Here is a 21,819-nt window from a genome sequence, read left to right on the forward strand (position 1 = left end):
TTTTTTATGCGCAAAAATTGCGCAAAAAGCATTAAAATACTTATAAAAAATGTTCATACCATAAACTTATATATTGAGTATTAAGTGTTCACAAATGCTATTAGAAAAGCGGTTAAAGGTAGTTAATGGTTTTATATCGAATTTAAAAATTGAGTATTTTTCGATATATTCCATTATTTATTATTATATGTTGAAGATGTAAAAGTGCTAGTTTACATTATTGAATATTTATAAAATCTTGTTATTTTTAAAGTAAGTAGTTATAAGTTGATAACGTTTTAATATTGATAATCTCTATCAGTGGAATTCATTTGTTGTTTTAATAGTATTAGTATATAATCTTAATTGAAAATATACATATTTAGGAGAACAAGAATGAAGTTAGAAGATTTTACAGAACAGGAACAAAAACAGATTAAGAAAGGTCTTACTTTTTCAGTAATTAGTGATAAAGAGACTGCAGAAAGAATACTTTCATTAGTTCCTGAAGAATTAATGAAGAAGATTCCATTTTTCGTAAGAAAACATGCTAATACACGTACTGTTAAGAGAATTTCTATTGAGTATCCAGAGCTTTATGCAGCAGCTCAAAAAGAAGGAGAATGGCCAGAAAAAGAAAAAGAAGAGCTACGTCAAATTATTACAGCGATTTTCCAAGAAAAAATGAATAAACACCAAATTAAATAATATATAATTTAAAAATTATGGATATTATTATATACCAGAATTAAAAAGTAAAGTAGAATATTTACCTTTTTGATTCTGGTATTTTTGTATTGTAAGTTATTAAAATAGGTTCATGCTTGCTCATTTTTCTTAGATATATTATAATAAAAAAGATAGATTAATAAGTATATTGTAATTTTTAAGAAAGTTGATAAGGAGAAAATTATGTTTAGTACGAGAAAATATTCGATTAGAAAGGTTTCAGTAGGCATTGCTAGTGTTCTAATAGGTATCGCTGCGGGATCTCTTGGAACAGCTTCTGCACACGAAGAAACAAACAATGTTGTTGTGAGTACAGAAGTTAACCACGATGTTAATTCAGAACATGTAAACAAACCTGTTTTAGAAGAACCTGAAAAAATAATGTCTAAACCTGAATTAGCCCCAAAACCTGTAGAACCTATTGCACCTCCGGTGTGTGAAGATTGTAAACATGAAGAAAAACCTCACGTGGGAAATGTAGGTGAAAAACCTATTTTAGAAGAAGTTGAAAAAACGAAACCTGCACCTGAAGTGACATCAAAACCTGAAAAACAAAATGTAACGACAAAACCAATAGCAGAAAATCAAAAAGAAGATAGTTTTATTAAATCTATTTTAGAAGATAAGATAGATTGGAATTCTATTGATGAGAAAGAATTTATAAATTATTTATTTGCTGATATTAAAGTCGATAAAAAGAAAGAACAAGAAATAAAAGAAGTATGGCTAACTAAAGTTAATCAGTTGTTATCAGTTGCTCCTAATAATATAAATCTTCAAAAGGTGAAAGCTATTTTAGAAAATTCTTTAAAGGGTGATTCTTCAGTGAAAGTAGAAAAACCAAAAGAAGAAAAAGTAACTGAAGATAAGAAAGATAATAAAGAATCTGTAAAAGAAACTGATAAGAAGGATACTCCTAAAGAACAAACTGTTCCTGAAAATAAACAAGAAGTTCCTAGTAAAGAGACTCCAAAAGTAACTTCAGATAAAAAAGATTCATCTAATGATAAGAAACAAGAAACTTCAGAGAATAATAATACTCCGGTTAAAAATAAAGTTTTATCTGCAACATTATCAGGACGTGATGTAGCTGTATCTTTTGATAAAAACAAAATAAAAGCTGACGATGTCTTTGTAGGTGCGATAAATGATGAAAAGTTAAATAAAACTATTATTGAAAAATTAGGTAGTGAATATAAAGTTATTGAAGTTTTTGAAATTCATTTCAAAAAAGATGGCAAAAAATTAGACAGTGATGCTGAACGTACAGTTAAAGTGTCTGTAGTGAAAAATGATAATGCAGAATTAGAAGTTTATCACATAGCAGATAATAATGTTTTAGAAAAAGTTGAAAGTAGTTTTAATGATGGTTCACTACAATTCAAAATAAACCACTTTAGTAAATTTACTATTTTAGAAAGAATTAGAGTAGGGGCTAAAGATTTAGAAAGTCGTGTTCAAATAGTAACACCGGTTAAAGCTGAGTACAAAGAAGAACACAAAAATGAAAATTCTAATAATAATGGCACTAATTCTAATAAAGTAGAAAAAGAAACTTCTAAAAAAGAAAAAGAAGAGTTACCAAAAACTGGTTTAAAATCAGAGCAGACTATTAGTATGGCGCTATTAGCTCTAGGAGCAGCAATAGCGATTAGAAGAAAACAAAAACAATAGAATCTATTAAATTAGAAATAAATAAACTCGAAATTAGGAAGTTATCCTAGTTTCGAGTTTATTTTTCATTTATGAATTTATGTCCAATATATTGAAAGATCCTCACCATTTTATTTTCTAAAGGAGTTTTGACTCTGAAAAAAAAGTAGTGGTCTCTTTTATCTTTTGATTTATTAGCAGTTAATCTGAAAAAGTTACTATTGTTATTTGCCATTAAACTTAGAATATCATCTGTTAAGAATGTCAAAGGTACATTCAATGCAGAATATTTATAGAAATCTTTTTCGAATTGATCATAATTACTACTAAAATAATCAAATTGGACTTCATGTTGGTTAAGTTTGTTCATAGTCTAATTCCTCTGCTAATGAAACTTTTAGAATGTCGCTAATTGAAATTTTCAGTATGTTTTGTTTAGTTGAAAAATAAATAGTATCGTTATTACAATCAACAACTTTTCCTAGATATGGTTCACGTTGAGTTGTGGTGTATAAGTACGATAAACCTTTAAAGAAATACAGTTGGTTTAATAGTAATCTTTTTTCGTCTTCATCCATATTGTTCGAAAAATCTATAGTGTCACCTTGCGTATTAATCGCGGTAGTGTGTTCTGAGATGAAAAAGCCCATCCATTTAGCCATTCCACGGTCAGCGTATTCTCTTGCAGATTTATAAGGAAGATAATTTCTATTTATCATATTATTCCATCCATGCCACCAGCATGACCTCCTACTAGTTTACTTCTTTCTTTCACACGTGAACCTTCCATTAACATACTTCCATTTTGAACTGATAAGAATCCGTATTTATCACGTATAATATCTAGTGTTTTATCAATTTTTCTTTGTTTTTCAATAGCTTCAATATCATCGAATAACGTATAGATTGTAAGATTATCATCTATTAGGTTATCATATCTAACTGCAATAGAGCGTACCGCACCACCATCATATTTACTTCTAAAAAGTGATATAACATGATTGGTTAATTGTTTTGTACTTTGAGTAGGATTAATCTTTTTAGATGCATTAATAGATTTTTTACTTTCGATTCTACTGTAGCTGATATGGATATGTACGGATTTTGCCTTTTTCTTAACTCTTCTTAATCTTATGGCCACTTGTTCTGCCATTTCTGATAAAACTAGTTCTATTTGTGATTTGATCTTATAATCTTTAGGGAGTACTTGTGAGTTACCTAAACCTTTTGATTTAGGTTTATAAGGTTTTGAAGGTTTGCTCTCATCGATTCCATTTGTGTGGAACCATAATTGAACTCCAATTATTCCGAATTCCTTTTTTAATATATCTGGATTAGCATGTGCTAGGTCTTTAACAGAATATATTTTTAATTTATTTAATCTTTTTTCCGTTCTGTTTCCTATTCCCCAAAAGTCAGTAAGTGTAGGGATATTCCATACTTTTGTTTCAACATCTTCATACGACCAATTAGCACGCATAGTAGGAGTTTTTTTCGCTTCATTATCTAGAGCGAGTTTTGCCAAAAGAGGATTTGCATTACTCATTCCTATAGTTGAGTAAACGCCTGTTTTTTTCCATATATCATGTTGGATTTTTGCGCAAATTATGTCTAATTTTTCTTTTCTTGTTTTTGTAGAATCTTTTATGAAGTAATTGAGAGATTGCGTTAAATCGATAAATCCTTCATCTATAGAATAGGGATGAATATCCTCATCTGGAACATAATTTTTAAGTACGTTGAGTATCTGTATATTTTTTTCGATATATAGTGTCATTCTTGGCGATACGATGAGTGTTTTTCTAGCCCAAGCTTCGACATGATTGATATATTGTTGAGTTATTTCAAGTCCTTGTCTTTTTGCGTTATAAAATGAGAAACGTCGTGTGTTAATATCGAAAGGAAGATCATAACTTCTACCTACATTATTTTTTCCAAAGACTTCTTTGAAAATAGGGGAACTTGCTAATATTAAACCGTTAGAGTTATCGCTTCTGCTCATTACACAAAGTGAGGTTGTTAAAGGATTAAGTCCACGTTCTACGCATTCTACACTTGCATAAAAAGATTTCATGTCTATAAATGCTATGTCTGAATGAGGTTCTAATGTGTAATCGATTATTCCCATATTATTATACCTCTTTTATAGGTTTAAATGAATCTGTAACAACTCCTACTATATTTACTTCTTCTATCGGTGCTATTATGTCTTTGTAGTCGTCATTAATAGAAACTAGACGAACTGTATTTTCTTCTAGAAAAACTTTTTTTATGTATGTTTCCTCATTATAGACTACTGCATAAACCAATCCGTCAAAATCGTATCCAGTTTTTTTAATCAAGGCAACATCTCCGTTGTGGTATTTTGGTTCCATAGAATCTCCATCAATCCAAGAAGCTATATCATATGATATGTCTTTGTCGAAGTAAACAGTATCGAATTCATAATCTTCATAGTAAAAGTTACCTAGACCAGCTGATAATTTTGCGTGAACTTGGTATTTATATAACTGAGAAACATATAGCTCGCCAGCTATAGTCAAAAGTTTTTTTTGATTTATCTCGTTTAATTGGAGATACTTATTAACTAGCTCATATTCTGATTCAAAGTAAGTAGTCTCTACATTAAAGTAAAGTGCTAGTTCATCTAAATTTTTTTTATTTGGTATATATTTTCCTTTTTCCCAACTATTATAAGCGGCACGAGTAACACCGAGATGTTCAGCTACTGCAGTTTGAGAAACTTTTCGTTTAGTACGTAAGGACTTCAATCTATTATTACAAAACATAACAACCTCCACATAATATTTTGTAAAGTTATAACTTTACAAAATATTATAAATGATTATAAGGAATTTGTCAAAAGAAAATAAAAGAGGAGTGACTCAAAAATCGTAATTTCGAAGAAATCGATTTTGTAGAGTCACTCCCTCTCTAAAGAGTGTATTAAATTTATGGATTCATATTAACTCGGTGCCATTCGTTTATAACATAAGAAATTTGTCCTACTTGATCTAATCCGACAAGGTTTACTTCTTCAGTAGCAGGAGTAGCTCCTCCTAAACCTGCAGTATATAAAGCTATAATGTAAGGTGTTTTCTCATAAACAATAGCATCAACATTTAGTGCTTCTTTAACATATCCAGGTTTCTGTTCTATCACCAGATTTGGAAGATAGCGTTTGTAGTAATCTCCTGGGAAAGATTCACCAATATACGCGCGAATGTCTTTATATTTTTCTCTATTATCCCACAAGTGTTGTAGTACTTGAATATAATAGTTAGTTGTTGTTTTATTTTCGGTACTAAAGTTTTTTAATTCTGCTTTAGATTCACCGTAGTTGCTATACATTTTGTATACTTCATTCATACCTCCAAGGCGATCGGCAAGCGCGTATGCAGGAGTATTTTCTGAATGAACTAATGAATAGTATTGCATTTGGGGAATAGTCATAGCCCCTTTAAAAACTTTAACATATGTATTGTGCTCACCATCATACTCATAGTAAGTGTTAGTGATGTCATATCGTTTAGTCATAGATAAGTTATATTTTTCAAAGTTATCTACTACTAACATATTAAGCGGTAATTTATACGTAGAACCAGCTGTCATTGGTTGAGTTTCATTCATTTCAATTAACTCACCAGTTGCTAGGTTTTTATATGAAAAAGCTATCTGTGAATTTTTTATCCCATATTCTTTTGCATATGCTTGTATAACTTCAGGTAAAGTCATATTAGCGTAATCATAATATAAACCATATGCATTCATAGTAGGGGTATCAGCTTTCATAACAGCTTGCTTTTCTTCTAAGCTCTTACCTTTTTTTTCTGGTTCTTTTGGTTTTTCTATATTGTCATGATTATCTTTTGTTGTATCGTTTTGTTCATTGTTTGTATTAGTATTGTGATCGTTATTTTTCCAATATGATTGTATATATTTAAAGTCGAAAAAGTTAATGTTGTGGGTACGTCCATAATAATACAAACTAGCAATTGCTACAGAGAATAGTAGAATTACTGATATTATAATTTTTTTTATTTTTGACATACATTCTCCTGTATAAACTTATTTAATTGACTTACTAATTATAATGAAATATGGTTTAAAAATCAAGAAATAGATAGTTAATATAATAATGTAAATTTATGAAAATAGTGAAAGAGAAATGTTGTATTTGTAAGAAGACATAGCCATATGTATAACTTCGAAATTATAATAAAAAATGAGATTTATTATAAAATATTTCTAACTGAAATCAATAATATAAATCAATAAGAAAGTAAATAATTTAAAAAGAAAATTGCTGAGATTATAATATTATTTTGCTATCATTATGTATAAAATTATGGTAATATGATATGAATTAGAGATTAAAAAAAAGGTTAGGAGATTTAATGACGAAAAATAATCAAAAAAGATTAATTATATTTTTTATAGTGATGTTTGGCCTTATTGCGAGTGGTTATAATAGTTTTTTGAAACCTTTGGATAGTATGATTATTAATTCTATTCAAGGTTTAGAAAATCCAGTACTTACAAGTATATATTTAAATACAACAAATATAGCAGATCAGAAACCTAGTGCAATAATAACTGCTATAATAGTTATTATTTTATTTGTGAGTAAGTTTAAAAGAGAGGCTCTATTTTTAACTCTTACAATGGGTACGTGCGGCATAGTGATGGCGTTTATTAAGATTATTTTTAATCGTCCTCGACCTAATATTCATCGTTTAGTTGAATTAAATAGCTTAAGTTTCCCTAGTGGGCACACGACTGCAGCAACAATAATGTATTTAACATTGGCGTTAATATTTATTAAATTATCGAAGAAAGGAAATAATAATTATTTTCCTATTCTTATAGCGATAATAGGAATTTTATTTATAGCGACTTCTAGAGTATATTTAGGAGTACATTATCCGACGGATACAATGGCCGGGATGTGTTCAGGTAGCGTAATAGTATTAACTTATAATCTTATCTATTATAATAAAAAGTAGAGGTGAGGTAATATGAAAAAAGTTTTATTAATAACAGGTTCATTTGGAAATGGGCATCTTCAAGTATCAAAAAATATTAAAGAAACATTTGAAAAATATTATGCTGATGAGGTTGAAGTTATCGAAACAGACTTGTTTTTACAGGCTCATCCGAATTTGACACCAGTTTTAAAAAAATTATATTTATATAGCTTTTCATATTTTAGAGATGTTTACGGGTATTTATACTATGCAGGAAAAAATCATAGTAATATCTCTGCTTATAGATATTTTAGTTCTGAGTATTTGAAAAAACTAGTAAAACAAGCTAAACCAGATATTATTGTCTCAACATTTCCAACTCCAGCTTTATCATTATTGAAAGATAGTAAGATACCGATAGTTAATATAATAACGGATTATCATTTTCATAAAAGTTGGTTAACTAAAGGTACAGTTAGATATTATGTAGCGACGGATGAAACTGAAAAAGAGTTATTGAAGTTAAATGTAGAAAAACAAAAAGTTAAGAAATTTGGAATACCAATCGCTGAAAAATTCGATAATAAAATGGATGTTGAACAATGGTTGGAAGATAATAAATTATTTATAGATAAAAAGACAGTTTTATTATCTGCTGGTGCTTTTGGAGTATCTACTGATTTTTCAAAACTTATTGGGAAAATATTGCTGAAAAATAACGATACTCAAGTAGTAGTAATCTGTGGTAAAAATAGAAAATTGAAGAATGAATTAGAAATGAATTACGCTGAACAAGAAAGGGTTAAAATTCTAGGCTATACTGAAAATATGAGAGAATGGATGCAGACTGCTGATGTTCTTATAACTAAGGCAGGAGGAGTGACAGTCTCTGAAGCATTAGCAAGCAATGTTCCGTTAATTCTTTTTAACCCAGTTCCTGGACAAGAGATGGAAAATGCTATCTATTTTAGAAAAAATGGAATGGCAAAAATTGCTGAAAATTTAGAAGAGGTACTAGATTGTTTAGAAGAACTGTTTTCTGAAAATAATATTAAGAAGATTAAATGTAGTATGACAAAAAATTATTTACCTCATGCAAGTTATAATATTTGCAAAGACATTATGGAGATTCTAAAGGTGAATAGAATATAATATAATATTAATTAATTTTATGAATGCTCTGAGCGAGGGTGACTCGATGAAATGATTTTTCTGAAATCATGATTTTTGAGTCACTCCTTTTTTATTTTGTCAAAATAGCATGTTGAATATATAAGATTAAGTTGTAATTTCGTATGTCAGCTGAGTAGAGTTAAGTGCGGTTTTTACTTATTTGTTGATGTGGTGAACTCTTATCTTGTCTTTTTCTCTTTCTATTGTTATGGTATAATAGCATATAGAGTGAGTCGTTAGAAAACATTCAAGGGATAATACGACAATTAAGAAATAAAGATTAAAATAAAAAATTTAGGAGATAAGAGTGAGAGTAGTTTTACTTTGTAGATATGATGGTAGTAATTACCATGGGTTTCAAATACAACCAAATAATAATACAATTCAAGAAGAAATTGAGAAAAGTTTAAAGAAAATTAATAAAAAAGATGTACGACTTTACATGAGTGGAAGAACAGATAGCGGTGTCCATGCTTATGGTCAGGTATTGCATTTTGATACTGATTTGAATATTCCAGACGAAGCATGGGTTAAGGCATTGAATGCTACTATTCCGAAAGATATTAGAATAGTGGGGGCGACGTCAGCTTCAGAAGATTTTCATGTTAGATATAATAGTATACAAAAAACATACTATTATAAACTGTATATAGGAAGAGAAGTGGATCCATTCTTATTAAATTATGTAGGTAAACATAGTTTTGACTTTAATTTCGAGAAAGCTCAAGAAGCGTTACAATATTTTATTGGAGAACATGATTTTTCATCATTTTGTTCGAAAAATTCTAGTGTTGAGGACAAGGTTAGAACAATATATAGTTTAACTATGGAAAAAGATCCAGTTAACCCTAATATTGTAAATTTTGAAATTACTGGGAATGGTTTCCTATACAATATGGTTAGAATAATTATAGGAACTATACAAAATGTGGCGTCTGGCAAATATGAAGCGGAGTATATAAAAGAGATATTAGAGAAAAAAGAACGCCAATTCGCAGGGCCTAAAGCTGATGCTGCAGGATTGTATCTTAAAGAAGTAGTTTATGATGATGATAAAATAAATAAGTTTATAAATAATAGTTTAAAAGCTTATTGTAATAAATAATGGGAGTGACTCAAAAATCGTGATTTCGAAGAAATCGATTTTGTCGAGTCACCCCTGCACAGTTTATTAGATATCTAAAAAGCTTTTCTAAAGCGATTTTAGATATCAATAAACCACTGCGTCTATGAGTTCTCATATGAACTTTTTTCAAATTTTAGGACTTTTGGGTCAACCCCGAGAGAAACCGAAGCGAAAGTTCTCTTTAAGAAAAATGAAAATGATACAAATATATTTGAATAGCTATCCGTATTTAGTTTGAGAAAAATCGGGATATTTGATATAATATAAGGATATTCTGTAGAAAATTAGGTAATAAAATGATAAAATTTGAAGATGTTTTTTTTCAATATTCTAGTTCTAAAAAGACTGCATTATCAAATATAAATTTAGAAATAAAAGAAGGGCGTTGGCTTAGTGTTTTAGGGAAAAACGGAAGCGGAAAGTCAACGCTTATGAAGTTGATTTATGGACAGAATTTAGCAACTTCTGGGAAAGTAACTTTTAATAATAAAGAGTACAATAAAGAACTTTATGATGATATAAAAAATAAAATAGCTATTGTTTTCCAAAATCCTGATAATCAATTCGTAGGATCTACTGTAGAAGAAGATATAGCATTTGGACTTGAGAATAGAAATGTTCCTCAAGAAAAGATGGATGAGATAATAGATAGAGTATTAGAAATTGTTGATATGACGGACTATAGAAAATATGAGCCCTCATCATTATCAGGTGGGCAAAAACAAAGGGTGGCAATAGCATCTTCGCTAGCTTTAGATCCTGAGATTTTAATATTGGATGAGGCTACGAGTATGCTAGATCCTAAAGCTAAAAAGTCTATTTTAGAGTATATAAAAAAAATAAATAAAGAAAAAGGAATAACTATAATCTCTATCACTCACGATGCAGAAGAGAGTGTTTATTCAGATGATATTGTCATATTAGAAAGTGGAGAAATAGTTTATCAAGGGGGTTATACAATGCTATATGCTGACACTGAGATTTTGGAAAAATATAGCTTAGAGGTTCCTTTCGTAGAGAGAATAAAAAAAGATTTAAACAATTACCTGAATCAAGAAATATTTGAAATAGAAGAAGACGAGGGGAGTGTATTAAGAAAAATATGCAAATTAGTTTAAAAAATGTAAGCTATACTTATAATTATAAGACCCCATATGCTAGAGAAGTCTTAAAAGATATAAACTTGAAGATAGATGAAGGAAGTTATACAGTAATAGTAGGTAAGACGGGTAGTGGAAAGTCTACCCTTATAGAGCATATTAACGGCTTATTATTACCTACAAAAGGAGAAGTAGCAGTAGATAATATATTGATTACTAATCCACAGAGTAAAAAAGAAAGAAGAGAATTGGCTAAAAAACTGAAAATATTAAGACAAGATGTTGCGGTGTTATTCCAGTTTTCTGAACAGCAATTATTTGAAACAAGCGTATTAAAAGATATTATCTTTGCGCCCTTAAATTACGGAGTTGAAGAAGAAAAAGCTATCTCGAAAGCAAAAGAATTAATAAAATTAGTAGGACTTGACGAAAGTTACTTAGATAAATCTCCTTTTGAATTATCAGGAGGAGAGATGAGGAAAGTTGCTTTATGTGGTGTACTTGCCTTAGAACCTAAAGTACTAATATTAGATGAACCTACAGTTGCTCTAGATTATCAGAGTCGTGAGGAAATCATGGCTATGGTGAAAAGACTTAAAGAAGAGTTTGATATGACGATAGTACTTGTAACCCACAATATGGATTATGTATTGGAATATGCGGATAAAGTTTTCGTCTTAAAAAATGGAGAAATTAGTTTTGAAGGAAAGGTGGAAGACCTTTTCTTGAATGAACAGGTACTCAAGGAGAATTCATTAGAATTACCAGAAGTATTGAAGTTTTACAGAAAATTAGAAGCAAATAATATAGCATTGAATGTATTTCCTAGGAAATATGATGAATTAATTAATGCTTTAAAAAATAAGATAGGAAGTAGTAGAAATGAATAATTCGTTAATAAGCAAGTATATTCCATTAAATACTATTGTTCATAATCTTGATCCGCGAGCTAAAATATTTTTTGTAATTTGGTACTTAGTAGATGTCTTTATTGCATATAATGTGTTAGAATTTCTTATCTTAATACTAATGCTACTAGCGATAGTTATACTATCTAAAACGAGTCCTGCATTTTTAATTAATAGTGTAAAAGCTATTAGCATACTAATTTTATTTACTTCATTGATTCACCTTGTTTTTAATAAAAAAGGTACCATGTTGTATGAAGTACTAGGTTGGAAGATTTATAGTGGTGCACTTTTAGGAATCGCATTGATTACAGTTAGGTTTATTTTAGTTGTTGCGATAATGGTTGTCTTTATGGCTACTACTTCGCCAACAGAAATAACAAGTGCTATAGAAAAGAGTCTTGGGTTTCTACAGAAGGTAGGGGTGCCAATTTCGACTTTTGCGTTAGTATTATCTATTTCACTTAGATTTATTCCGACTATATTAGAAGAAACTAATAGAATAATAAATGCTCAGGTTTCACGTGGTTCAGATTTTAATGAAGGAAGCCTAGCGCAGAAAATAAGGAAGTTTATTCCTATACTGATACCACTATTTATAGCTACTTTGAAAAGAGCTGATGAGCTTGCTACTGCAATGGAAGTAAGGGGTTATTCTACTACCGGTGTAAGAAGTAAGTATAAAGTACTAAAATATAATAAACTAGATTATTTAAGTTATATATTAATAATAGTTATTACAATATTTATAATGTTAGTGTAATATGAAATTTTAGAAAGGAGATAGGATGGAAACTGAAATAATTAATATTTCGAAAAGTGAAAGTAAAGAAGAGATATACAGTAAGTTAACTGAGTATTATAAAAATGGAAAGCTTGTAGCTATTCCAACAGAAACTGTCTATGGCTTAAGTGCTAACGCTATGGATGATGAAGCGGTAAGTAAGATATATGAGGCAAAAGGTCGTCCGAGTGATAATCCACTGATTGTTCATTTTTATGAAATGAGTCAGCTAGATAATATCGTTGATTATAGTGATGAAAATGTTAAGAAACTGATAGATAAGTTCTGGCCAGGGCCGATGACTTTAATTTTAAATGTTAAAGAAAATAACGGTATTTCTAAAAAAGTTACTGCGGGCTTAAATACGTTAGCTGTAAGAATGCCGTCTAATATTACTGCTCGAGAATTATTAAAAGAAACTAAAGTTCTATTAGCAGCACCAAGTGCTAATACAAGTGGAAAGCCATCTCCGACAAAATTTGAACATGTTTATCATGATTTGAATGGGAAAATAGATGTAATAATTGAAGATGAACAATCGGATATTGGTTTAGAAAGTACGGTTATTGATTGTACAAGATATCCGCTTGTTATTGCGCGTCCCGGAGATATTACTAAAGAAGATATTGAGTCTGTACTAGGAGAAGGTAGTGTGAAGTATAATGAAGAAGTACTTACACAAAATGCCGCACCTATATCACCAGGAATGAAATATAGACATTATTCTCCTGAAGCGGAATTAGTATTGTTTAATGATTCATTTGAAAATTTAATAAATGTTTTAAAAAACAAAAGTCAAAAAACAGGTTTTATTACATATAAAGAAATGGAATCTAGAGTTAATGATTTAAATGTTTCTATAAAATATTTAGCAGATAGTGAGAAAAGTGTTGAACAATCTAATAAAAATTTATATAATATTCTAAGGGAGTTTGATGAGGAAAAGGTAGAGGAAATTTTTATACTACCAATCGAAGAAACGAAAGAGAATAAGGCTTTGTTGAATAGACTTAATAAAGCTATAAGTAAAAAGTAAAATAGGAGATTTGTAATGAAAAAGTTATATGTAGTTATACCTTGTTACAATGAAGAAGAGGTATTAAACGAAACTGCAAAAAGATTAGAAGTTAAAATGAATTCTATGATAGAAGAAGATTTAATTTCAAAAGATAGCCGTGTTGTCTTAGTGAACGATGGTTCAAAAGATAGAACATGGGAAATGATAGAAGAACTTCATGAAAAAAATCCATTATTCAGTGGTATTAACTTAAGTAGAAATAGAGGACACCAAAATGCACTTTTAGCAGGACTTATGACTGTTAAAGATCACTGTGATGTAAGTATTTCTATGGATGCTGATTTACAAGATGACATCAATGCTATGGATGAAATGATGAAGAAATATCTAGCTGGTGCTGATGTAGTTTATGGTGTTCGTTCTGCAAGAACTACAGATACATTCTTTAAACGTTTCACAGCTGAAGCTTTCTATAAAGTGATGGAAAAATTAGGCGCAAATACAGTGTTTAACCATGCTGATTATCGTTTAATGAGTAAACGCGCGTTAGAAGGGTTAGCTCAATTCAAAGAGGTAAACTTATTCTTACGTGGTATCGTTCCTATGATAGGATATCCAAGTGACATCGTTACATATGAACGTGCAGAAAGATTCGCTGGAGAAAGTAAATATCCATTATCTAAGATGTTAGCATTTGCTTTTGAAGGAATTACTTCTTTATCTGTAAAGTTAATTAGATTTATTACTATAGGTGGAGCATTAATGATATTTATTGCTGCGATAGTATTTTTCTACACATTGTATAGTTACTTTGCAGGATTTGCAAGACCAGGATGGTCAAGTTTAATGATATCAATGTGGTTTATTGGTGGAATGATTATGATTTCACTAGGTATTGTGGGTGAATACGTAGGTAAAATCTACTTAGAAACAAAAGGACGCCCAAGATTTATTGTTGAAAAATTCTTAAACGAAGAGAAAAACGAAGAGGAATAATTGACAATGAACAAGGAAATATTAAATAAATTTTCTAACTTTTTAGTAAAAGTTATAGCTGTAATTTTCGTAGTGCTTATGGGGATAAACTCTTTATTAGTATTAACAAAAACAGCGATATTTCCGAAAGATTATCAAGAAACTTTATATTATGAAAATGATAGTGCTATACTAAATATTATGTTCCTTATAATATTTAGTATAGTTATCTTAATATTAGCAAGATATTTAAAGAAAATAATAAGTGTCCAAAGATTGGTATTGATGGTTATGATCTATGCGTTTATTGTTAGTATCTTGTTTGCAATATTGAGAAGAGACTATGTTCAGTTTGATCCATTTAACGTAATAGATCAAGCTAATAATTTCATAAGAGAAAACTACAGTGGTCTTGATAAAGGAAATAACTATTTATACATATATTCACATCAAATTACAACAGTGTTTTTATTCCAAATTATACTGTCATTATTTGGTAGAGCAACATTTATTTTATATATAATGCAAAGTTTTTCAATCAGTTATATTATCTTTATGTTATATAAAATATCTAATATAATGTTTGATGATGAAGATACAAATTATCTAGTTGTAATTCTTAGTGGTCTATGTTTTCCGTTAATATTTTATGTTGCATTTGTTTACGGATTATTACCGGGTATGTTTTTAACATTACTGGCTTACTATTACTTTATAAAGTATACTAAACATAAAAAATGGTATATGTTGGTAATAAGTGCTATTAGTATTAATGTTGCGATACTATTTATAGGTAATAACTTAATACATATGTTAGCTATATTCTCAGCGGCAGTTATTTATCTTATTAGAGTAAGGGATAAAAAAGTCATTGCGTTTATAATCAGCTGTTTATTTTTAATGACTGCATCTAAGAGTTTAATCTATAATTATTATGAAGTAAAAAGTCAAAAATCAATAGCTGATGGTGTTCCTAAAATCACATGGATAGCGATGGGGATGCAAGAAGGAGATCGTGAAGCTGGTTGGTGGAATAGATTTAACTATGATATTATGCCAGAAGAAGATTATGATACAAATCGCATAACGGAAATTTCTAAAGATTCTATAAAACAAAGAGTAGAAGTATTTAAGAAGAATCCTAGATATGCTGTAGATTTTTATCAAAGAAAATATGAAAATCAGTTTATAGAACCAACATTCCAGAGTTTATTGGTAACTGCACCTCAAAGGAATTTTGATAGTGAAACTAAGTTAGAAAAAGTGAAGGACTTTTTTGTAAAACAAATTTACTTTGACGAAACGCATCACGTACTTACTTTTATTATGAAGGTATTTCAAGTATTTGTGTATGTATTTTCTGTAGTATTTGCAGTAAATATGTATAAGAAGAAAAAAGAAATATTAACTATAATTCCAGTTGCTTTTATTGGTGGAACGTTATTCCATATGATATGGGAAGCGAAAAGTAGATATGTATTTCCGTATTTTGTATTTTTAATTCCACTTGCTGCATACGGATTAATAATTGTAAGAAATAAAATAACTGAATATAGAAAAAATAAAGAGGAAAAAAATGAAAAAGGTAATATATAAAGCTTTTATCATAACGTTATTGGGATTAACAGTATCTGTTCCGGAGGTAAAGGCTAACGATGTTTATGTACCCTTTGGAGAAAAGAAATTTACAGAAATTGAAAATAGCGAAAAAATAGATTTCGATGATCTTAATCTTAAAGAGGCTTTAATAGAATACTATAAGTTTCATATTAATAAAGACTTTAAAGGTGAGGAAATAACTGTAGGTATGATGGAACAATTTACAAGTCTGTCATTACCTTGGAAAAACATTTTTTCTCTAAAAGGTTTAGAATACGCTGTTAACTTAAAAAATCTAAATTTATCTAATAATTTTATCGAAGATATTACACCATTAGAAAAATTAGTTGAATTGGAAGATTTAAACCTTACTAACAATAAAATAAAAGATCCAAAGAGTTTGGCTAAATTAACAAAGTTAAGACAATTAGTGCTTAGAAAAAATTTAATGAATAATTTAGATTTTTTAAATGATCTAAAAGTAGAATCATTAGATATTTCTATGAACAGTGTCTTAAAAGATTATATTCCAAATAATTTAAAACTAGAAAATCTAAGAAGTCTAAATATTTCAGGTATAGGTTTAGATAATATATCATTTTTAAAAAATGCAGGAAAACTTGAGAGTCTAGTTGCTGAAGAGAATGCTATTAAAGACTTAACACCATTGGCTGAATTGAAGTCTTTGAGAACTTTATATTTAGATAGAAATAATATTAGCGATATTACTGCGCTTAAAGATTTAGCAAGTTTAGAAGAACTACTATTGTATAAAAACAATATCGAGAATGTAGATGCGTTAAAAGATAAAAAATATCTATATCGATTAATGTTAAATGATAATCTAGGTTTAAAGAATATAGATGCATTGAAAGATGTGCCAAATATTTCTAGTATAGATATATCCAATACTTCAGTAACCGATATTACAGCATTAAAGGATGCTAAGTATCTATATTATATCGCTTTGAAAGATACTAAAATCAGTGATGATGATATAACTGCATTCGAGAAAAGTAATTTAGAAGTCAAAAAGTCTAATAACATAGATAAAAAGATAGAGATAGTAAAAACAGAAGCTGCGAAATATTTTAGTATTAAAAATTATATTTTTATGGTGTTAATACTAATTTTAACTGTTAGTGGTATTAGAAGCTACTGGAAAAAAAAATAAATAAAATGCAAAAGATAGATGAGTTTCCCCTTGAAATTCATCTATCTTTGTGCTAGAATTACATTAATGAAATAAATCAATGTATACTTAGGATAAGATATATATTTAACTTATTTAAGAGAGGGTATGGTGCTGAAAATACCTATAAGCAATATATGTTACTACCTAGCTAATAGTATTAACATAGTTAGTGAGCTTTATTCACAAAGAGGAAGTACATTTACTTCGAATTTGGGTGGTACCACGAAAAGATTCGTCCCTTCTTTAGTTTCGGCTAGAGAAGGGACTTTTTAATTTTTGAGTAAGTTAGACTAAGTATATAAAAAAGAAGGAGACCTTAATATGGCTAAATTAGTTTTTCCAGATGGAAATGTAAGAGAATATGATAATAAAACACCATTAGAAATCGCTGAAAGTATTAGTGTAAGTCTTAAGAAAAAAGTGATTTCTGCAAAATTAGATGAAGATTATATCGAAGTTAACAAACCGATAACAAAAGATGGTCGCTTAAAACTTATCGTTGCAGATGATGAAGATAAAGATAGTTTATATGTATTACGTCACACTTGTGCACACGTATTAGCGCAAGCATTAAGAAGATTATATGGTAAAGATGTACACTTCGGTGTTGGGCCAGCTATTGATGGTGGATTCTACTATGACTTTGATGCTGAATACAAAGTATCAGAAGAAGACTTTAAAGCAATTGAAAAAGAAGTTAAGAAAATTATTAGCGAAAACTATGCAATTGAAGGTCGCGAAGTAAGTAAAGAAGAAGCTTTAGAAATCTTTAAAGAAGATCCATATAAAGTAGAATTAATTAATGACCTTCCAGCTGATGAAGTTATTACAGTTTACACACAAGGAGACTTCACTGACCTTTGTCGTGGTGGACACCTAAGTGCAACTTCAAAAATTAAAGAATTTAAATTATTATCTGTAGCTGGTGCATACTGGAGAGGTAATAGTGATAATAAAATGTTACAACGTATCTACGGAACAGCTTATTTCACTAAAGAACATTTAGAACAACACTTAGTACGTCTACAAGAAGCACGTGAACGTGATCACAGAAAACTAGGTAAAGAATTAGGAATCTTCACTACAAGTCAAAAAGTTGGTGCTGGATTACCATTATGGTTACCAAATGGTGCTACTATCCGTCGTACTATCGAAAGATATATCGTTGATAAAGAAGTAGAATTAGGATATGACCACGTTTATACTCCAATTATGGGATCTAAAGATTTATATATTACAAGTGGACACTGGGAACACTACCAAGAAGACATGTTCCCACCAATGGAGATGGATCACGAAACAATGGTACTTCGTCCAATGAACTGTCCTCACCACATGATGGTTTATAAAAATGAACGTCACTCATACCGTGAACTTCCAATACGTATCGCAGAGCTTGGAATGATGCACCGTTATGAAGCAAGTGGAGCAGTAAGTGGACTACAACGTGTTCGTGGTATGACTCTAAACGATGCTCACATTTTCGTACGTCCAGATCAACTTAAAGATGAATTCAAACTTACTGTAGGACTTATTGAAGAAGCATATAAAGATTTAGGTATTAAAAACTTCAGCTACCGTCTATCATACAGAGATCCAGAAAATACTGAAAAATACTTCGATGATGATGCGATGTGGAATAACGCTCAACAAATGTTAAAAGAAACTGCTGACGAGTTAGGTTTAGATTATGTTGAAGCTGAAGGAGAAGCGGCATTCTACGGACCGAAACTTGACGTTCAAGTAGAAACAGCAATCGGAAAACAAGAAACATTATCTACAATTCAATTAGACTTCTTATTACCAGAAAGATTCGAATTAGAATATATTGGTGAAGATGGAAAAGCTCATCGTCCAGTAGTTATCCACCGTGGTATTGTATCAACAATGGAAAGAATGGTTGCTTTCTTATTAGAAGAGTACAAAGGAGATTTACCAACATGGTTATCACCAAACCAAGTACGTATTATCCCAGTAAACAATGACTACCACTATGATTATTCTAAAGAGATCATGCAAGAACTTAAAAAAGCTGGTGTTAAAGTAGCTATCGATGATAGAGATGAAAAACTAGGATATAAAATCCGTGAAGCAGCAAGTAAAAAAATTCCATATACATTAGTAATTGGAGATAAAGAAGTAGAAAACAGAAATGTTAACGTTAGAACATTTGGTTCACACGATCAAAAAGAAGAAAGCTTTGCTGAATTCAAAGAAAATATCTTAAGAGAAATCAACGAAAGATTAATCGAGAAAAACGCATAGTAAAATAGGGCGTGACTTAAAAATCGTGATTTCGGAGAAACAAGATTTTGTCGAGTCCCCCCCGCACAGTTTATTAGATATCTAAAAAACTTTTATAAAGCGATTTTAGATATCAATAAACCACTGCGTCTATGGTTTTCGTATGAACTTTGTAAAATTTTAGAATTTTTGGGTAAGCTCATAATCATAATAAGGAGAGATATAATGTTAACTCAATTAACAAAAAATGTAAAAAAAGGTCAAGTTAGAGTAAAAATTAAAACTACTCACGGAGATATGACTTTCAAATTATTTGAAAAAGATATTCCAAAAGCAGTAGAAAACTTTTTAACTCATGCAAAAAATGGTTACTATAAAGGTATTATTTTCCACCGTGTAATTAAAGACTTTATGATTCAAGGTGGAGACCCAACTGGTACAGGTATGGGAGGAGAATCAATCTGGGGACATAGTTTCGAAGATGAATTCTCAATGGATTACTTCCACTTCTACGGTGCGTTAAGTATGGCGAATGCTGGACCAAACACAAATGGAAGTCAATTCTTTATTGTTCAAAATTCTCACGTAGATGCTAGAACCTTACAAGCACTTGAACAAGGTGGTTGGCCACAAGAAGCTGTTGAAGGGTATGCTAAACTAGGGGGAACTCCTCACTTAGATCACCGTCACACAGTATTTGGACATTTAATCGCTGGAGCGAAAACTCTAGAAAAAATTGCAGCTGTAAAAACTGGAGCCCAAGACAAGCCAGTTGAAGAAGTTGTAATTCTTGATATAGAAGTTAAATAAATATAAAAACGCAAGATTAAATGATTTAATCTTGCGTTTTTATATGGGATTGTAGAAAATAATCATTATATAATTTTAGAATTTAGATTTGAAAGATTAGGGTAATTTAAGAAGCAAAAGGAAAGAATTATTTAGAATGAAATATTATTAGTTAATTTAAAATTTACTTTAAATTAAATTAAAAAAAATAGAAAAAAACACTTTCAAATTGACTATTCATGTGATATAATTATGAAAGTTTGAATATAAAAAAAGGAGAAGAAGAATGGCAGAAAAAACAAGAGTAAAACCAATTCTAGATGTTCATGAAAAGCCTAACTTAGCTCTATGGGTAACGTTAAGCTTACAACACTTATTCGCAATGTTTGGAGCGACAGTGTTAGTACCAATTTTAACAGGATTACCAGCAAGTACTGCTTTAACAACATCAGGTATTGGAACACTTACGTATTTATTAATAACTAGAGGTAAAATTCCTGCGTATTTAGGATCTTCATTTGCCTTCATTAATCCAATTATTGTACTTTCAACTACTCACAGTGTTGAAACAGCAATGCTTGGTGCATTTTTAGCCAGCTTAGTTTATGGTGTTGTAGCAATGTTAATTTACAAATTTGGTGTAAATTGGCTATTGAAACTTTTACCACCAGTTGTAGTTGGACCTATTATCATTGTTATTGGACTAGGAATTGCTCCTACAGCAATCAATATGGCGATGTATAAAACAGTAGATGGAGCTAAAGTTTATGACTTAAAATATTTCTTAGTAGCTCTTATCACATTAGCGGCAACAATCTTCTGTTGTGTAGCTTTAAGAGGATTTGCAAAACAAATTCCAGTATTATTAGGAATTGTATTTGGGTACATTGTAGCCGTATTTGCAGGACTGGTAGATTTCAAACCGGTTATCGATGCTCCTTGGTTTAGCTTACCGAAGTTCACTATTCCATTTGTAACATATACGCCAGAGTGGAATATTGCAGCATTAGCAATGGTACCTATTGCTATAGTAACTATTAACGAACACATCGGTCACCAAATGGTATTATCTGAAGTAGTAGGAAGAAATTTCTTAAAAGATCCTGGTTTACACCGTTCAATTTTAGCTGATGGAACAGCGATGATGTTTGCATCACTTTTAGGTGGACCACCAAGTACAACATATGGTGAAAACATTGGGGTTCTTGCTATTACACGTATCTTCTCTGTATTCGTATTAGGAGGAGCGGCGGTATTCGCACTTATCTTAAGTTTTGTAGGTAAGTTCTCAGCTCTGATCTCTACGATTCCATCACCAGTTATGGGTGGTGTATCGATCTTACTATTCGGTATAATCGCTTCAAGTGGACTTAGAATGTTAGTAGATGAAAAAGTAGACTTAAGTATCAACAGAAACTTAGTAATTTCATCAGTAATCATCGTTTTAGGTGTTGGTGGAGCAATGCTGAAATTCGAAAGCATTAACTTCGAACTTCCAGCAATGGCTCTTGCAGCTATCAGTGGTGTGTTATTAAATGCATTCTTACCAAAAGAAGATAAAAAATAGAAATTAATTAAAT

20 protein-coding genes are annotated in these 21,819 nt (G+C 30.1%); 15 read left to right on the forward strand and 5 right to left on the reverse strand.

Annotated elements, in window-relative coordinates; translation table 11 throughout:
- Window positions 1-375: 375 nt before the first annotated feature.
- Together O3884_RS01075 and O3884_RS01080 are read left to right on the forward strand one after the other, a co-directional pair.
- Window positions 376-687: a hypothetical protein gene (locus O3884_RS01075; protein WP_371451184.1), complete on the forward strand. Its 312-nt coding sequence runs from the start codon at window positions 376-378 to the stop codon at window positions 685-687.
- A 204-nt stretch (window positions 688-891) separates the two neighbouring features.
- Window positions 892-2,382 carry a YSIRK-type signal peptide-containing protein gene (locus O3884_RS01080; RefSeq protein WP_371451185.1) on the forward strand — a complete coding sequence of 497 codons (1,491 nt, stop codon included), beginning with the start codon at window positions 892-894 and terminating at the stop codon, window positions 2,380-2,382.
- 58 nt (window positions 2,383-2,440) lie between these two features.
- On the opposite strand, the gene O3884_RS01085 is transcribed toward O3884_RS01080, so the two are convergent.
- The 5 genes from O3884_RS01085 to O3884_RS01105 form a co-directional block, all read right to left on the reverse strand.
- Complete coding sequence (locus O3884_RS01085) at window positions 2,441-2,731, reverse strand: DUF5960 family protein (protein WP_371451186.1); 291 nt, start codon at window positions 2,729-2,731, stop codon at window positions 2,441-2,443.
- On the reverse strand, window positions 2,718-3,080 hold the full coding sequence (locus tag O3884_RS01090) for a hypothetical protein (protein WP_371451187.1): 363 nt from the start codon (window positions 3,078-3,080) through the stop codon (window positions 2,718-2,720). Before O3884_RS01090 ends, O3884_RS01085 begins: the two co-directional genes overlap by 14 nt.
- Window positions 3,077-4,363: a DinB/UmuC family translesion DNA polymerase gene (locus O3884_RS01095; protein ID WP_371451188.1), complete on the reverse strand. Its 1,287-nt coding sequence runs from the start codon at window positions 4,361-4,363 to the stop codon at window positions 3,077-3,079. Before O3884_RS01095 ends, O3884_RS01090 begins: the two co-directional genes overlap by 4 nt.
- A gap of 130 nt (window positions 4,364-4,493) precedes the next feature.
- Complete coding sequence (locus tag O3884_RS01100; RefSeq protein WP_371451189.1) at window positions 4,494-5,150, reverse strand: LexA family transcriptional regulator; 657 nt, start codon at window positions 5,148-5,150, stop codon at window positions 4,494-4,496.
- 163 nt (window positions 5,151-5,313) lie between these two features.
- Window positions 5,314-6,411, reverse strand: a complete 1,098-nt coding sequence (locus O3884_RS01105; RefSeq protein WP_371451190.1) for a serine hydrolase — start codon at window positions 6,409-6,411, stop codon at window positions 5,314-5,316.
- Between the two features lie 347 nt (window positions 6,412-6,758).
- On the opposite strand from O3884_RS01105, the gene O3884_RS01110 reads away from it, so the two are divergent.
- From O3884_RS01110 to O3884_RS01170, 13 genes are all read left to right on the forward strand, one after another.
- Window positions 6,759-7,367, forward strand: coding sequence for a phosphatase PAP2 family protein (locus O3884_RS01110; RefSeq protein WP_371451191.1), 609 nt, complete (start codon window positions 6,759-6,761; stop codon window positions 7,365-7,367).
- 12 nt (window positions 7,368-7,379) lie between these two features.
- Window positions 7,380-8,480, forward strand: coding sequence for an MGDG synthase family glycosyltransferase (locus O3884_RS01115; protein WP_371451192.1), 1,101 nt, complete (start codon window positions 7,380-7,382; stop codon window positions 8,478-8,480).
- Between the two features lie 328 nt (window positions 8,481-8,808).
- Window positions 8,809-9,606 (forward strand): tRNA pseudouridine(38-40) synthase TruA, encoded by a 798-nt coding sequence (gene truA / locus O3884_RS01120; protein WP_371451193.1) that lies wholly within the window; start codon window positions 8,809-8,811, stop codon window positions 9,604-9,606.
- A 317-nt stretch (window positions 9,607-9,923) separates the two neighbouring features.
- Entirely contained in the window at window positions 9,924-10,745 is an 822-nt protein-coding gene (locus O3884_RS01125; RefSeq protein WP_371451194.1) for an energy-coupling factor transporter ATPase, read from the forward strand.
- Window positions 10,730-11,617: an energy-coupling factor transporter ATPase gene (locus O3884_RS01130; RefSeq protein WP_371451195.1), complete on the forward strand. Its 888-nt coding sequence runs from the start codon at window positions 10,730-10,732 to the stop codon at window positions 11,615-11,617. The genes O3884_RS01125 and O3884_RS01130 overlap by 16 nt, the downstream gene beginning before the upstream one ends.
- Window positions 11,610-12,398: an energy-coupling factor transporter transmembrane component T family protein gene (locus O3884_RS01135; protein ID WP_371451196.1), complete on the forward strand. Its 789-nt coding sequence runs from the start codon at window positions 11,610-11,612 to the stop codon at window positions 12,396-12,398. The genes O3884_RS01130 and O3884_RS01135 overlap by 8 nt, the downstream gene beginning before the upstream one ends.
- Window positions 12,399-12,423: 25 nt before the next feature.
- Window positions 12,424-13,455, forward strand: a complete 1,032-nt coding sequence (locus O3884_RS01140; protein ID WP_371451197.1) for an L-threonylcarbamoyladenylate synthase — start codon at window positions 12,424-12,426, stop codon at window positions 13,453-13,455.
- A 15-nt stretch (window positions 13,456-13,470) separates the two neighbouring features.
- Window positions 13,471-14,433, forward strand: a complete 963-nt coding sequence (locus O3884_RS01145; RefSeq protein ID WP_060914072.1) for a glycosyltransferase family 2 protein — start codon at window positions 13,471-13,473, stop codon at window positions 14,431-14,433.
- A 6-nt stretch (window positions 14,434-14,439) separates the two neighbouring features.
- Window positions 14,440-16,008, forward strand: a complete 1,569-nt coding sequence (locus tag O3884_RS01150; RefSeq protein ID WP_371451234.1) for a glycosyltransferase family protein — start codon at window positions 14,440-14,442, stop codon at window positions 16,006-16,008.
- Entirely contained in the window at window positions 15,989-17,185 is a 1,197-nt protein-coding gene (locus O3884_RS01155; RefSeq protein ID WP_371451198.1) for a leucine-rich repeat domain-containing protein, read from the forward strand. The genes O3884_RS01150 and O3884_RS01155 overlap by 20 nt, the downstream gene beginning before the upstream one ends.
- 342 nt (window positions 17,186-17,527) lie before the next feature.
- On the forward strand, window positions 17,528-19,471 hold the full coding sequence (gene thrS / locus O3884_RS01160; RefSeq protein WP_371451199.1) for a threonine--tRNA ligase: 1,944 nt from the start codon (window positions 17,528-17,530) through the stop codon (window positions 19,469-19,471).
- A gap of 204 nt (window positions 19,472-19,675) precedes the next feature.
- Window positions 19,676-20,260 carry a peptidylprolyl isomerase gene (locus tag O3884_RS01165; RefSeq protein ID WP_371451200.1) on the forward strand — a complete coding sequence of 195 codons (585 nt, stop codon included), beginning with the start codon at window positions 19,676-19,678 and terminating at the stop codon, window positions 20,258-20,260.
- A gap of 265 nt (window positions 20,261-20,525) precedes the next feature.
- A complete protein-coding gene (locus tag O3884_RS01170; RefSeq protein WP_371451201.1) occupies window positions 20,526-21,806 on the forward strand; it encodes a solute carrier family 23 protein in 1,281 nt (426 codons plus the stop codon).
- The last annotated feature ends 13 nt before the right edge of the window (window positions 21,807-21,819 follow it).

The organism is Gemella sp. 20925_1_85 (genome assembly GCF_041433735.1).
Lineage (GTDB): Bacteria > Bacillota > Bacilli > Staphylococcales > Gemellaceae > Gemella.

Excerpts from the sequence above, each read along its gene's own strand:
- O3884_RS01110 (WP_371451191.1), top strand. The coding sequence starts at position 6,759 with ATGACGAAAAATAATCAAAAAAGATTAATTATATTTTTTATAGTGATG.
- O3884_RS01140 (WP_371451197.1), top strand. The coding sequence starts at position 12,424 with ATGGAAACTGAAATAATTAATATTTCGAAAAGTGAAAGTAAAGAAGAG.
- thrS (WP_371451199.1), top strand. The coding sequence starts at position 17,528 with ATGGCTAAATTAGTTTTTCCAGATGGAAATGTAAGAGAATATGATAAT.
- O3884_RS01080 (WP_371451185.1), top strand. The coding sequence starts at position 892 with ATGTTTAGTACGAGAAAATATTCGATTAGAAAGGTTTCAGTAGGCATT.
- O3884_RS01155 (WP_371451198.1), top strand. The coding sequence starts at position 15,989 with ATGAAAAAGGTAATATATAAAGCTTTTATCATAACGTTATTGGGATTA.
- O3884_RS01135 (WP_371451196.1), top strand. The coding sequence starts at position 11,610 with ATGAATAATTCGTTAATAAGCAAGTATATTCCATTAAATACTATTGTT.
- O3884_RS01170 (WP_371451201.1), top strand. The coding sequence starts at position 20,526 with ATGGCAGAAAAAACAAGAGTAAAACCAATTCTAGATGTTCATGAAAAG.
- O3884_RS01150 (WP_371451234.1), top strand. The coding sequence starts at position 14,440 with ATGAACAAGGAAATATTAAATAAATTTTCTAACTTTTTAGTAAAAGTT.
- O3884_RS01125 (WP_371451194.1), top strand. The coding sequence starts at position 9,924 with ATGATAAAATTTGAAGATGTTTTTTTTCAATATTCTAGTTCTAAAAAG.
- O3884_RS01145 (WP_060914072.1), top strand. The coding sequence starts at position 13,471 with ATGAAAAAGTTATATGTAGTTATACCTTGTTACAATGAAGAAGAGGTA.
- O3884_RS01165 (WP_371451200.1), top strand. The coding sequence starts at position 19,676 with ATGTTAACTCAATTAACAAAAAATGTAAAAAAAGGTCAAGTTAGAGTA.
- O3884_RS01085 (WP_371451186.1), bottom strand. The coding sequence starts at position 2,731 with ATGAACAAACTTAACCAACATGAAGTCCAATTTGATTATTTTAGTAGT.
- O3884_RS01115 (WP_371451192.1), top strand. The coding sequence starts at position 7,380 with ATGAAAAAAGTTTTATTAATAACAGGTTCATTTGGAAATGGGCATCTT.
- O3884_RS01090 (WP_371451187.1), bottom strand. The coding sequence starts at position 3,080 with ATGATAAATAGAAATTATCTTCCTTATAAATCTGCAAGAGAATACGCT.
- O3884_RS01105 (WP_371451190.1), bottom strand. The coding sequence starts at position 6,411 with ATGTCAAAAATAAAAAAAATTATAATATCAGTAATTCTACTATTCTCT.
- O3884_RS01130 (WP_371451195.1), top strand. The coding sequence starts at position 10,730 with ATGCAAATTAGTTTAAAAAATGTAAGCTATACTTATAATTATAAGACC.
- O3884_RS01100 (WP_371451189.1), bottom strand. The coding sequence starts at position 5,150 with ATGTTTTGTAATAATAGATTGAAGTCCTTACGTACTAAACGAAAAGTT.
- O3884_RS01095 (WP_371451188.1), bottom strand. The coding sequence starts at position 4,363 with ATGAGCAGAAGCGATAACTCTAACGGTTTAATATTAGCAAGTTCCCCT.
- O3884_RS01075 (WP_371451184.1), top strand. The coding sequence starts at position 376 with ATGAAGTTAGAAGATTTTACAGAACAGGAACAAAAACAGATTAAGAAA.